We start from the raw sequence: 11,847 nt of genomic DNA on the forward strand, positions 1-11,847 counted from the left end.
CCGCAATGGCCGACAATCGCTGCCATGAGCCGCCCGCTGCGGGTGACCGGGGACGCCGCCGTCGTGCTGGCCGCCGCCTCCGCGGTCCTCGCGGTGCTGCTGGCGGCCCGTACTCCGTGCTGCCGCTCGCGGAACCGGCATGATCCGCGTCGTGGTCGCCGGCGGCCACCCGCTCGTGCTCGAGGGCCCGCGCTCCCTCATCGAGGACACCGCCGGCACTGAGCTCGCGGGCCAGGCCACCACCGGCGACGAGGCCGTCGCGGTGACCCTGGAGCAGCGCCCTGACGTCGTCGTCATGGACCTGCGGATGCCCGGCACCGACGGCGTGCCGGCCACCCGGCGGATCCTCCGGGAAGCACCGGGCACCGCGATCCTCATCCTCACGATGGTCGACGAGGACGCCTCCCTGTTCGCCGCCCTGCGCGCCGGAACACGCGGCTACGTGCTCAAGGGCTCGGGCCCGCAGGAGATCCTGCGCGCCATCCGAGTCGTCGCCGACAGCGAGGCCGTCTTCGGCTCCGCCATCGCCGGCCGGCTCACGCTGTCGGAGAAGACCGTCCGCAACAACGTCTCCAACATCTTCACCAAACTGCGCGTCACCGACCGCGCCGCAGCCGTCGCCAAAGCCCGCGACGCCGGCCTGGGCAACCCGCCGCCGCCCTGATCACATCCCCACCGCCGCCCTCTGCATCGGCCGCGTCCCGCACCCGCCGTCGGATCGGACGAGGACCATGTGAGCGGCTCGGCCAGCCGATCCGCAGACCGCGTCCTGACCGGGGCGGCGGCTCGGTCCGTCGTCCGCAGTTCCTATGACGGAGTGTCCAGGCAGTCCTTCAGAGCCTTCGTGATCCGGTCGACGTCGGTTCGGGTGGTGCGCCAATTGCTGAAGGCGGCTCGAAGCGCGGGCACCCCGGCATAGGTGGTCGGGGTGAGGAAGGCGTCCTCCGCCAGCTCGGCGGCGAGGTCGGCGAGCCGCTCGGCGGTGGGCTCTTCGGCCAGGGTGAAGCAGACGACGTTCAGGCGAACCGGTGCCAGCAGGCGCAGCCCGGGGATCGCCTTGATCGCCTCGCCGAGAGCGTGTGCGCAGGCGATGTTCCGCTGAACGATCTCACGGTGCCCGGCCCGTCCGTAGGCCCGCAGCGTGAACCAGGCGGCGAGGGCGCGCAGGCGCCGCGAATTCTCCGGCGTGAGGTGGACGTGGTCAGGGGTCTCGCCGAGCGGGCCGAGATAGGCGGCGGCATTCTGGAACACCCGCACCTGGAGATCCGGGCGGCGGGTGAACTGCACGGCGCTGTCGTAGGGGACGTTCAGCCATTTGTGGAGGTCGATGCAGATGGAGTCGGCGGCGTCGAGTCCGGCGACCAGGTCCGCATGGTCCGGCGACAGCGTCGCGAAGCCGCCGAAGGCGGCGTCCACGTGCAGCCAGAAGTCGTGGCGTTCCCGCAGCGCGGCTATGGCGCGGAGATCGTCGAAGTCGACGGTGTTGACCGTGCCGGCGTTGGCGACGACGACACAGGGGCCGTCCACCTGCGCCAACGCCTGCTCCAGCGCGGCGAGGTCGACTGCCTCTCGGTCGTGGACGGTCGGCACGGGGATCAGCGCGGTGCGGCCTAGGCCGAGCATGGACAGGCCCTTGGCGATGCTCGAATGCGGGCTGCCGGACAGGACGGTGACTCGTCCCAACGCCGACGCGCCCTCTTCCGCCACGCTGACGCCCGCGCGGTCGCCCAGCCATTCGCGGGCGATGGCCAGGCCCACTGTGTTGGACATGGTCGCGCCGCTGACGAACGTGCCGTGATGCGCGGCGCCGAGGCCGAACAGGTCGCGCAGCCAGTCGATGGTGCGGCGTTCGAGTTCGGGCGCCGCGCCGTCGAGCGCCGAGGTGGGGTTCTGGTCGGCGGCCGCGGTCAGCCAGTCGCCCGCCAACGCGGCCGGCGTGGCGCCACCGGTGACGAAGCCCAGGTAGCGGGGGCCTGAGCTCGCCGAGAACAGCGGGGCCCAGGTGCGGGTGAACTCCTCCAGCGCCGCCGTCAGTCCGGCTCCCTCCTCGGGGAGCGGCTCTGGGGCGGGCGGACGAAGCGGCGGGACGACCGGCTGCTCGTCCAGGCGGCCGAGTATCCCGGTCGCCTGGACGCGAGTCGCCTCCAGCAGGGCAGGCAGTTCTGCGAGATCGGCGGCGAGACGTGGGTGCATGGGAGGCTCCGATTTCCGTGGTTCCAGGTGGACGGTATCCAGAGCCGGGTGCGAAACACTGATCCAATAAGAGCAAACTGGACCAGTGCACATCACGGACAACCAGCTGGCGGCCGCACTGGGCGCATGGCGCAGACCAGGTGCCGCCCTGGCACGAGCGTTGGCCGACGCGGTCGGCGACGCGGCTCTGGACGGGCGGCTGCGGGTCGGCTCCCGGCTGCCCGCCGAACGCCGTGCCGCCGCGGCGCTCGGCGTCAGCCGCGGCACGGTGATCGCGGCGCTGGGCATCCTGCGCGACGAGGGATGGGTCGACACTCGTCGCGGCAGCGCGAGCACGTTGCGGCTTCCGCCGGCGGCCACGACGCGCATCGCGCCGTCGTCGGCCGTCGGCGAGCACGGCGCGATCGACCTGCGCAGGGCGGTTCCGGCGGCACCGCACGCCCCCTATCAGCGGGCCGTGCTGAGAGCGGCCGAGCGCTCCGGCCCGGTCCTGGCCGAAAGCGGGGAGACCGGCCCCGGGCTGCCCGAGCTGCGATCACTGCTCGCGGACCGTCACACGGCGGAGGGGCTCGCCACCCGGCCCGAACAGATACTGATCACCTCGGGAGCGCGCTCGGCCCTGGCGCTGCTGTCGGCGCACCTGCGTCCCCGGGTCGTGGCCGTGGAGATCCCGACCTATGTCGATCCGCTGGCCGGCTTCCGGGCGTCCGGCAGACGCCTGGTCGGCTGCCGGGTGACCGCGGACGGCTGGGACCTGGACCAGCTCGACGGCGCGTTCCGCACCGCGGCGGGCGGGATGGCCTACCTCGTCCCCGACTTCCAGAACCCGACCGGCGCGCTCATGCCGAAAGCCGACCGGCAGGCAGTGGCCCGGCTGGCCGAACGGCACGGAGTGACCGTGGTGGCCGATGAGACCATGCGCGACCTCGACCTGCGCGACACCCCCGCACCGGTCCAGCGGATACCCGGCTCCCTCCTCATCGGGTCGGCGGCCAAGACGATCTGGGCCGGCCTGCGGGTCGGCTGGATCCGCGGGCCGGCCGCGCTCATCGGCGAGCTGGCCCACCATCCCCTGTGCGAACCGCTGTCGGCGGCGCCGACCCAGCAACTGGTCGCCGCCGAACTCCTGCGCGACCTGGAACCGCTGCTGCGTGACCGGCGGGCCGCCCTGCGCCGGCAGCGCGACCACCTGAGCGGGCTGCTGGCCGGAGACGACCGCTGGCGGTTCACGGTCCCTCCCGGTGGCCTGGCGCTCTGGTTGCGCCTGACCACCGAGCGAGCCGATCTCGTCACAACGCACGCCCGCGCCCACGGACTCGAACTGTCTCCAGGGCCGTCGTTCGCCGCCGACGCGACCCACTCCCACCACCTCCGCCTGCCCTACACCCCGCCGGTCAGCACGCTGGACCGCGTCGCCGCCGTCCTGGATCTCGCATGCGGCCATCGAGAGACGCGTGGAGCCGGATGAGCCGTGCCCGACCCGCTACCCGACGAACGTCCGCACGGCCAGCGCGGCGATGAGCGTCCCGGCGACCACTCCCGTCACCAGCCGTCCCCGGTACCCGGTGAGCAGGCGGCCCAATGCCGCCCCGGCGAGGACCACCGCCATCTGCCAGACGGCGGACGCAGTGAACGCGGCGACGACGAACGCGGACCGATCGACGGCGTCGAACGCCTCGAAGCGGCTGCCGATGACGATGGCGGCGAAGTACAGGACCGTGCCCGGGTTCATCACCGTGATCCCGATGAGCCGCAGGTAGGCCCGTCCTGGTGAGGACGCTCCCGAGGCGTCGAGTGGGCCGGACGGGCCGTCGCCCTTCCGGACCGCGTCGATCACGACCCGCACGGCGATCCACAACAGCACGGCGGCGGCGACCCAGCGGAGGGGGCCGACGACCGGTTCGACCACGCGGCTCGCCACCCCTCCCACCGCGACCGCGACGGCGCTGTAGAGACCGTCCACCGTCGCGACGCCGAGGGCGGCGGCGGCACCGACCCGCACGGGCGCCATCGAGCTGAGCAGGAGCAGGTAGACGGCGACGGCTCCGACCTGCATGGCGATCCCGAGGCCCGCGACGGCTCCGGTGGCGAGCGCCGTCGTCATGGGCCGAGCACCGGCCGCGTCATCGTCGGGCCGAGGCGGCGGCCGGCATCGCGAGGTGTTCATATAGTGGATACATGTCCACTATGATAGAAACCTCCCATCGTCGACCGCACCGTATTTTGAGCGGGTGAGACAGGAGTCCGGATGACGCTGCGTTTCGAGCTCGACGACCTGACCCGGCCCGAGGTCCATGGGCTCTTGGAAGAGCATCTGGCCGACATGCACGCCACCTCGCCCGCGGAGTCGGTCCATGCGCTGGATCTGCACGAGTTGCGCGCCGCGGGGGTCGAGTTCTGGTCGGTCTGGGAAGGCCCGGAGCTACGCGGCTGCGGCGCGCTCAAGGACCTCGGCGGCGGCGACGCCGAACTGAAGTCCATGCGGACGGCACGGTCCGCGCAGGGACGGGGCGTCGGAACGGTCATGCTCCGGCACCTGCTGAAGATCGCCGCCGAACGCGGCTACCGGCGGGTGCTGCTGGAGACGGGGAGCCAGGACTTCTTCGCGCCGGCCCGGCGGCTCTACGCGCGGCACGGGTTCGCCCTCTGTGAGCCGTTCGCCGACTACGTCCGGGATCCGAACAGCGTCTTCATGCAGCTGTGCATGGACGGCGGCGCCGTTCCCGCGGTGAAGCCGTGTCCACTTTGATGGAGAGCCCGGACGGCCTCGGACGGCGGATCAAGGCGGAACGGGTCCGGCGCGGCTGGTCGCTGGCCCGGCTCGCGGACGCCTCCGGGGTGTCCCGGGCGATGATCAGCAAGATCGAACGGGGCGAGAGCAACCCGACCGCCCTCGTCGTCGGCAAGCTCTCCGCCGCGCTGGAACTGACCATGACCGCGCTGCTGTCACCGGCCGAGGGAGGCGCCGACGGGGTGCGGCGCGCCGCCGACACCCCCCACTGGACGGACCCCGACACCGGCTACCTCCGGCGCCAGATATCGACACCGGGCTTCCCCGCCGACGTCACGGAGATCGTGCTGCCCGCGGGCGCCCGGGTGTCGATGCCCGCCGGGACGTACGCGTTCATCGCCCAGCTCGTCTGGGTCCTCGAAGGCGAGCTGACTCTGGCCGAGGGGGCCACCTCACACCGTCTCACCAGCGGAGACACGTTCGAGTTCGGCGAGCCCCAAGCCCGCGAGTTCATCAACGACACCACCGACGAGTGCCGCTACGTCGTGGTCGTCACCCGCAAGGCCACGCCCTGACCTTCCCACCGCCTGGACACTCCGGAGACGGAGGGTGCCGCTTGGCTGGACCAGCGAGACCGGGTCCGCTCTCAGGTGCCGGGGATGGTCACCCGCGTCAGTTCTTCGGAGACCCGCCAGACGCGCTGGGCCTCCTCGTCGCTGCGCAGGGGGCCGTAGAGCTTCTGCTCAGCGGGAGGGCCGCCCAGGTGCCCGAGTCCGCGCGGTCCGTAGAACGCGCCGCCTTCGGCGTCAGGCGAGGTGGCTGCGTAGAGGGCCGGGAGCTTCGCGGTCTCGACGGTCCCGAGGAGGATGCCCCGTCCGGACAGGGCGCGGATGACTCTGCGGGCCGAGGTCTCCTCGTGGCGGCCGAGCTCGGGGCGCGCGGCGAGGAGGTTGGTCGGCGCGACCCCCGGATGGGAGAGGTTGCTCGTGACGCCCCAGCCGCCCGCCCGGCTGCGCCGGTCGAGTTCGAGGCCGAACAGCCCGAGCGCGATCTTGGACTGCCGGTAGGCGCGCATGCCGTCGTAGGAGCGTTCCCAGTCCAGGTCGTCCCAGTTGACGGCGCCCCGGCTCGCCGCGACGCTGACCTGCGAGGTCACCCGCGCGCGGCCGGCGCGCAGCAGCGGCAGCAGGTGCCCGACGAGGGCGAAGTGCCCCAGGTGGTTCGTGCCGAACTGCAACTCGAACCCGTCGGCGGTCGTCCGCCGGCCGGGCGGGGTCATGACGCCGGCGTTGTTGACGAGGATGCGGATGGGGCGGTCCTCGTCCAGCAGGGTCTTGCCCAGCGCGGCGACGGAGTCGAGCGAGGAGAGGTCCAGCTCGCGCAGCGACACCGCCGCGCCCGGGGCCTGCCGGCGGATCGCGGCGATCGCCGCCTCGCCCTTGCGCGTGTCGCGGACGGGCATGACGACCTCGGCTCCGGCGGCGGCGAGCCTGGCGGCGATGCCCAGTCCGATGCCGTCGCTCGCTCCGGTGACGATGGCGCGTCCGCCGGACAGGTCCGGAACGGTGATGTCGATTCGCTTTCGTGGCACGGTTCACTCCCTGAGGTCTTGTCGCCCACCCCACGGTCACCGAGGCGGCCGCCGCCATCCAGGACCTGTCGATCCGTGGTTGCCGTGCCGGGCGGCCGCTAGAAAGGAAGCAGCACCACGGGAGGACGAGCATGGTGATCGATCGGCCGGGACTGGCGGAGTTCCTGCGGCGCCGTCGCGAGTCGCTGCAGCCGGAGGACGTCGGCCTTCCGCGCGGGCGGCGCCGCAGGACCAGCGGCCTGCGGCGCGAGGAGGTGGCCGCCCTCTGCCACATGTCGACCGACTACTACGCCCGGCTGGAGCGCGAGCGCGGCCCGCAGCCGTCCGAGCAGATGATCGCCTCGATCGCGCAGGGCCTTCACCTCTCCCTCGACGAGCGCGACCACCTGTTCCGCCTCGCCGGCCACAACCCGCCCGCGCGGGGCGCCGACGGCGAGCACGTCGGGCCCGGCCTGCTGCGCATCCTCGACCGCCTGCACGACACCCCCGCCGAGATCGTCACCGAACTCGGCGAGACCCTGCGGCAGACCCCGGTCGGCGTCGCGCTGACCGGCGACACGACCCGGTACACCGGCCCCGCGCGCAGCCTCGGGTACCGCTGGTTCACCGATCCCGCCGCCCGGCGGCTGTACGCGCCCGAAGACCACCGCTTCCTCTCCCGGATGTTCGCCTCCGGCCTGCGCGAGACCGCCACGCTGCGGGGCCCGAACTCCCGCGCGGCGCGCTACGCGGACCTGCTCCTCGCCCAGAGCGAGGAGTTCCGGGACGTGTGGAACGGCCACGAGGTCGGCATCCGCCCCCACGAGGTCAAGCGCTTCGTCCATCCCGAGGTCGGCGCGTTGGAGCTGAACTGCCAGACGCTGCTCGACCCGCACCAGTCGCACCACCTGCTCGTCTACACCGCGACCCCGGGCAGCGAAAGCCACGAGAAACTGCAACTGCTCTCCGTCATCGGCGCGCAGCCGCTCGGCACCGCCTGAGACAGGCTCTGCCTCGCTCCCCCGCCGTCATTCGTGGGGATTCGGCCCGCCGGGCCGGGCCGCTTGCGGGCTGAGGCGCGCGAGACCGAGGGGCTTCCTCTTCCGGAGCGGCGGCGGCCGTCGTTCCGCGTCGTCGCGGTGTCCCGTCCGGGAGCCGGCGCGGTCGCAGACGGCGTTGGCCAGGGCGTGCAGCACGTTGATGACGACGATCGCCGGTGCGACGGTCGCCACCACGTCCGGGAACAGCGGGCTCAGCAGCAGCGCGAGCACGATGGCCGTTATGCCGTTCTGCTGCGCGATCGCGAGCTGGACGCGGTCGTCGGGCGTCTGCCTCCGGGTCAGCGGGAGGCTGACGATCGCGTGCGCGAGGTAGGCGGTGACGCCGAGGACGAGCCCGGCGACGAGGAGCACGCGCATCGACAGCAGGAAGCCCATGCCGAGGACCGCGAGCATGAGGGCGACCTGGGTCAGCCGGGAAAGCCAATGTTCGAACGCGTCGGGGGCCCGCGCGAGGGCCGGGCGGACGAACAGGCCGATGAGCGCGATGCCGAGCATCCAGAACTGGGCGACCGCGACGGCGGCGGCCGCCAGCAGAAGCCCGCAGCCGGCCGCGAACACCGCGGTGCCGCCGGGGCGCCACCGTCGCAGCACCTGCCACAACCCGCAGACCACGGCGGCGAACGCCGCGTTGGCCGCCAGTCCGAGCCCGAATCCCGCCAGGCCGCCGTTCTGGAGGGCGGCGAGTTCACCGGTGCGGTCGAGGTGGTAGACCGCGACGGAGAGGGTGGCGGCGTAGATGGTGAGCAGCGTCGTCACGGGGTCGTCGAACGACGCCCATGCGAGCAGGAGCGTCCGGCCGCGAGGCGACAGCCGCGAGGACTTCTGGAGCGCGGCGACCGACAACGGGTCGATCTGCGCCACCGCCACGCCGAGCACCAGCGACTGCGGGCCGGGGAACAGCACCACCATGACCAGCGTGATGATCGCGGCCTTGACCAGGACGCCGACGGTGACCGCCAGGACCACGGTGCGCAGGTCGGTGCGCATCTGATCGCGTTCGATGCCGTGCGTGCTGCTGTAGAGCCCGATGGCGAGCAGCACCGTGACGGCGTGGAAGTAGACCTGCCCGCTCGTCAGATCGCCGATCCGCCCGGCTCCGGTGGCGCGGCCCGCGGCGATCCCCGCCGCCGCGATCCCGGACGCGATGAGCAGCCGCCGGGTGACCGGACTGCGGACGATCTCCTGCGCTTCCATGGCGGGAGGACCCCGTTCCCGGACCGTGCCCGCCCTTGCACGGCCTGTATCGACATACAGCGATCTGCGTCTCTTGCCGGAGCATTTCGATCGTAATCGATGATCAGGACGATCACCAGCGGAAAGAGATGAGCATGCCCCGGCCGATTCAGGGCCTTGACGAGGAGGTCAGAATCCGTGGTGAATTTGTATCGTGACAATAGCCGTGAGAACGGAGTAAATGCCGGCCGGATGAATGCGCTCTCGTTCGGCGGACGGTGCGGGCTCAGACGGTGCGGACGGTCACGCCCGCGGCGGCCAGTTCCGCGACCCGGTCGCGGGGGGCGGAGCCGTCGGTGACGACCGCGTCCAGGTCGGACGCGGGGCCGACGAACGCGAGCGCGGTGCGGGAGAGCTTGGCGGCCTCGGTGACGGCGACGACGCGGTGGGCGGAGGCGATCGCGGCGCGCTTGACGGCGGCGTCCTCCAGGTCGTGGGCGGTCAGGCCGTCCGCCGCGGTCAGCCCGCAGCAGCCGATGATCGCGGTGTCGAAGCGCAGCGCGGCCAGCGACGCCTCGGCGAGCGGGCCGGTGAGCGCCAGCTCGCCGGGGCGCGGCCGGCCGCCGGGCACCAGCAGGGTCAGCCGCGGCGCGCCCGCCAGCGCGTTGATCGCGTGCAGGGACAGCGGCATCACCGTCAGCCGCCGGTGCTCCAGCGCGCGGGCCACCTCCAGGCAGGTGGTGCCGCTGTCCAGCACGACGGACTCGCCGTCGGCGATGAGCGCGGCGGCCTCGGCGGCGATGCGGCGCTTGGCCTCCACCTCCTCGTGGACGCGCACCGCGAACGGCGGCTCCTCGCCGCGCAGCAGCAGGGTCCTCGCGCCGCCCCGGTAACGTTCGAGGACGCCCTGCGCGGCGAGGTGGTCGAGGTCGCGCCGGATGGTCATCTCCGACGCGCCGGTGAGGCCGGCCAGCTCCGCGACGCCGATGCTGCCGGCGTCGCGCACCGCCTCGGTGATCCGCCGCAGCCGCTCCGTGTCCGCCATACCCGCGATCGAACACCATCCTTGTTCGCAATGCAAGGTTTCGATGCAGGACGATGTTCGTTATGTTCGCTATATGGAGCGAACGCTACGGGCGGGCCGGATGGCCACCTTCGTCTACTTCGGCCTGTCCGGGTTCATCCTCGGCATGTGGGTGGTGCACATCCCCAGCATCGAGCATCGGACGGGGATCGACCACGCCGAGCTGGGCCGGCTCCTGCTGCTGCTCGGGGCGGGCTCCTTCGCGGGCATGCAGGCCATCGGGCCGCTCACCGACCGCTTCGGCGCGCGCAGGGTCGTCCCGATCGGCGCCGCCCTGAGCGGCGTCGCGGTCGTCGGGCCGGGTCTGGCGACGAACGCCTGGACGCTCGGGGCCGCGCTGGCGGTGCTCGGCGCCTGCAACGGCGGCGGCCTGAACGTGGGCATGAACGCGCACGCCGTCCAGGTCGAACGGGGGTACGGGCGGCCCGTCATGTCGGCGTTCCACGCGACGTACTCCATCGGCGGCGTGCTCGCCTCGCTCGTGGGCGCCGCCACGCTCGGCGCGGGGGTCCGCCCGGCCGTCACGCTCACCGCCGTCGCGGTCCTCTGCGTGGCCGTCGCCGTGGCGGCGGCGCCCGCGCTGCTGCGGCCGGAGCCCGCCCGCGCGACGGCCGGCGCGGCGGCGCGGCGGCGGACGCCCTGGCGGATCTGGGCGCTGGCGGCGCTCGCCCTGGTGATCATGCTGTGCGAGGGCGTGGCCAACGACTGGAGCGCGCTGCACCTGCGCCGCGTCCTGGACGCGCCCGCCGCCACCGCCGCCCTCGCCTACGGCGCCTTCGCCACCACCATGACGATCGGGCGGCTGCTCGCCGACCGTGCGGCGGCGCGGCTGGGCGCGGTCGCCGTCCTGCGCTACGGGGCGTCCGCCGCCGCGCTCGGCATGGCCGCCGCCGCCCTGTCCCCCTGGATCCCGCTGGCGCTGGCCGGATGGGCGGTGTTCGGGGCGGGACTGTCCGGCTGCGTGCCGCAGCTGTTCAGCGCCGCCGGGCACGCCGACCGCGACGCCGCCGGCGTCAACGTCTCCCGGGTCGCCGGCATCGGCTACCTCGGGATGCTCGCCGGGCCCGCCGCCATCGGGGCGCTGACCGGCGTCATGCCGCTCAACCTCACGTTCTTCCTGCCCGTGGCGTGCTGCGTCGCCGCCGCCGCTGCGGCGGGGATCCTCCGTCCGGGCGCGGGCACCGCCGGCTCCGTCCCGGAAGCGGCCGTCGACGCGGCGGGCGGCCGAGCCGAAGGGCGGTGCGGCTAGAGCCAGCCGCCGATGCTGCGGTTCTGGGACACGGCGGTGTCGAACGCGAGCGGGCAGGCGAGGACGAGCGTCCGCATCGGCTCCTGCAAGGGCGCGTGCATCCGGAGCACGTAGCGGTCGGCGCCGGTGAACATCTGCGACAGCAGCTCGCCCATGCCCTCGAACCCGCGCTGGATGCGGGCGATCTCCTGCTGCTGCCAGTCGGTGATCCGGCCGCTGAGCAGCTCGTAGTAGCCGAGCTGCTGCTCCTGCGCGCCGAGGATCTCCCAGCCCCGCATCGCGCGCTTGCGCAGGTGCCCGATGAGGCCGCCCTGCGCGGTGAGCACCTGCATCTTCGGCGTGCCCATGAACCCGTACGGCTTGTAGAAGTGGAAGTACGGCATGCCGTCCGGGCGGAAGATCGTCAGCTTCCGCTCGGCCTTCGTCTGGCTCCCCTGGTTGACGACGCGCAGGGCCTTCTTCGCCCCGCTGACGCCCTGCTCCCGGACGTGCGCCGCGGGCTGCCCCTGCGGGCTCCAGATCGTGTAGTTGGCCTCCGTCGAGAAGAACTGCGCCGGCTGGTCGTAGACGAGGATCGGCGAGCCGTACAGGTCGGCGGGGGCCGTGCCGTACTGGCCGGGAGGCTGCTGCTGCGGATACCCGCCCTGCTGCGGGTATCCGCCTTGCTGCGGCGCGGGGTACCCGCCCTGCTGCGGCGCCGGATAGGCGGGCTGCGGCGGCGGGTACCCGGCGGGCGCGTACCCGTTCGGCGGGTAGGCGGGCTGCGGCGGCGCGTACGGCGGAGCG

12 protein-coding genes are annotated in these 11,847 nt (G+C 72.9%); 6 read left to right on the plus strand and 6 right to left on the minus strand.

Annotated features, from left to right (window positions below):
- The first annotated feature begins 139 nt into the window (after positions 1-139).
- Positions 140-664, plus strand: a complete 525-nt coding sequence (locus ABZ914_RS35620) for a response regulator (protein ID WP_500198650.1) — start codon at positions 140-142, stop codon at positions 662-664.
- Positions 665-807: 143 nt separating this feature from the next.
- On the opposite strand, the gene ABZ914_RS35625 is transcribed toward ABZ914_RS35620, so the two are convergent.
- Positions 808-2,193, minus strand: a complete 1,386-nt coding sequence (locus ABZ914_RS35625) for a pyridoxal phosphate-dependent decarboxylase family protein (protein WP_500198652.1) — start codon at positions 2,191-2,193, stop codon at positions 808-810.
- Between the two features lie 85 nt (positions 2,194-2,278).
- Here ABZ914_RS35625 and ABZ914_RS35630 point away from each other — a divergent pair, with 85 nt between their 5' ends.
- Positions 2,279-3,661 carry an aminotransferase-like domain-containing protein gene (locus tag ABZ914_RS35630; protein ID WP_500198653.1) on the plus strand — a complete coding sequence of 461 codons (1,383 nt, stop codon included), beginning with the start codon at positions 2,279-2,281 and terminating at the stop codon, positions 3,659-3,661.
- Between the two features lie 15 nt (positions 3,662-3,676).
- Here the strand turns inward: ABZ914_RS35630 and ABZ914_RS35635 are convergent, their stop codons facing one another.
- Complete coding sequence (locus ABZ914_RS35635) at positions 3,677-4,297, minus strand: LysE family transporter (protein ID WP_500198655.1); 621 nt, start codon at positions 4,295-4,297, stop codon at positions 3,677-3,679.
- A 144-nt stretch (positions 4,298-4,441) separates the two neighbouring features.
- Between ABZ914_RS35635 and ABZ914_RS35640 the strand changes: the two genes are divergently transcribed.
- Together ABZ914_RS35640 and ABZ914_RS35645 are read left to right on the plus strand one after the other, a co-directional pair.
- A complete protein-coding gene (locus ABZ914_RS35640; RefSeq protein ID WP_500198657.1) occupies positions 4,442-4,942 on the plus strand; it encodes a GNAT family N-acetyltransferase in 501 nt (166 codons plus the stop codon).
- The gene (locus ABZ914_RS35645; RefSeq protein WP_500198658.1) at positions 4,930-5,499 is read left to right on the plus strand and encodes a helix-turn-helix domain-containing protein; all 570 of its coding nucleotides are present in this window, start codon (positions 4,930-4,932) and stop codon (positions 5,497-5,499) included. Before ABZ914_RS35640 ends, ABZ914_RS35645 begins: the two co-directional genes overlap by 13 nt.
- A 71-nt stretch (positions 5,500-5,570) precedes the next feature.
- Here the strand turns inward: ABZ914_RS35645 and ABZ914_RS35650 are convergent, their stop codons facing one another.
- Positions 5,571-6,515, minus strand: a complete 945-nt coding sequence (locus ABZ914_RS35650; RefSeq protein WP_500198660.1) for an SDR family oxidoreductase — start codon at positions 6,513-6,515, stop codon at positions 5,571-5,573.
- A gap of 134 nt (positions 6,516-6,649) precedes the next feature.
- On the opposite strand from ABZ914_RS35650, the gene ABZ914_RS35655 reads away from it, so the two are divergent.
- On the plus strand, positions 6,650-7,495 hold the full coding sequence (locus ABZ914_RS35655) for a helix-turn-helix transcriptional regulator (protein ID WP_500198666.1): 846 nt from the start codon (positions 6,650-6,652) through the stop codon (positions 7,493-7,495).
- A 27-nt stretch (positions 7,496-7,522) separates the two neighbouring features.
- On the opposite strand, the gene ABZ914_RS35660 is transcribed toward ABZ914_RS35655, so the two are convergent.
- Complete coding sequence (locus tag ABZ914_RS35660; protein ID WP_500198662.1) at positions 7,523-8,749, minus strand: hypothetical protein; 1,227 nt, start codon at positions 8,747-8,749, stop codon at positions 7,523-7,525.
- A gap of 265 nt (positions 8,750-9,014) precedes the next feature.
- On the minus strand, positions 9,015-9,773 hold the full coding sequence (locus ABZ914_RS35665; RefSeq protein WP_190857295.1) for a DeoR/GlpR family DNA-binding transcription regulator: 759 nt from the start codon (positions 9,771-9,773) through the stop codon (positions 9,015-9,017).
- Between the two features lie 73 nt (positions 9,774-9,846).
- Between ABZ914_RS35665 and ABZ914_RS35670 the strand changes: the two genes are divergently transcribed.
- Positions 9,847-11,061, plus strand: a complete 1,215-nt coding sequence (locus ABZ914_RS35670) for an MFS transporter (protein ID WP_500198663.1) — start codon at positions 9,847-9,849, stop codon at positions 11,059-11,061.
- On the opposite strand, the gene ABZ914_RS35675 is transcribed toward ABZ914_RS35670, so the two are convergent.
- Positions 11,058-11,847, minus strand: a 790-nt coding sequence (locus ABZ914_RS35675; RefSeq protein WP_500198664.1) for an LURP-one-related/scramblase family protein, incomplete at its 5' end; no start/stop codon positions are given. The two genes, ABZ914_RS35670 and ABZ914_RS35675, sit on opposite strands and share 4 nt — an antisense overlap.

Origin of the sequence: Spirillospora sp. NPDC046719 (genome assembly GCF_040645715.1) — a bacterium.
In the GTDB taxonomy this organism is placed as follows: Bacteria; Actinomycetota; Actinomycetes; order Streptosporangiales; family Streptosporangiaceae; genus Spirillospora.

Bases quoted from the DNA above. Each gene is read 5' to 3' on its own strand.
- ABZ914_RS35620 (WP_500198650.1), top strand. From the start codon at position 140: ATGATCCGCGTCGTGGTCGCCGGCGGCCACCCGCTCGTGCTCGAGGGC.
- ABZ914_RS35625 (WP_500198652.1), bottom strand. From the start codon at position 2,193: ATGCACCCACGTCTCGCCGCCGATCTCGCAGAACTGCCTGCCCTGCTG.
- ABZ914_RS35635 (WP_500198655.1), bottom strand. From the start codon at position 4,297: ATGACGACGGCGCTCGCCACCGGAGCCGTCGCGGGCCTCGGGATCGCC.
- ABZ914_RS35640 (WP_500198657.1), top strand. From the start codon at position 4,442: ATGACGCTGCGTTTCGAGCTCGACGACCTGACCCGGCCCGAGGTCCAT.
- ABZ914_RS35660 (WP_500198662.1), bottom strand. From the start codon at position 8,749: ATGGAAGCGCAGGAGATCGTCCGCAGTCCGGTCACCCGGCGGCTGCTC.
- ABZ914_RS35665 (WP_190857295.1), bottom strand. From the start codon at position 9,773: ATGGCGGACACGGAGCGGCTGCGGCGGATCACCGAGGCGGTGCGCGAC.
- ABZ914_RS35670 (WP_500198663.1), top strand. From the start codon at position 9,847: ATGGAGCGAACGCTACGGGCGGGCCGGATGGCCACCTTCGTCTACTTC.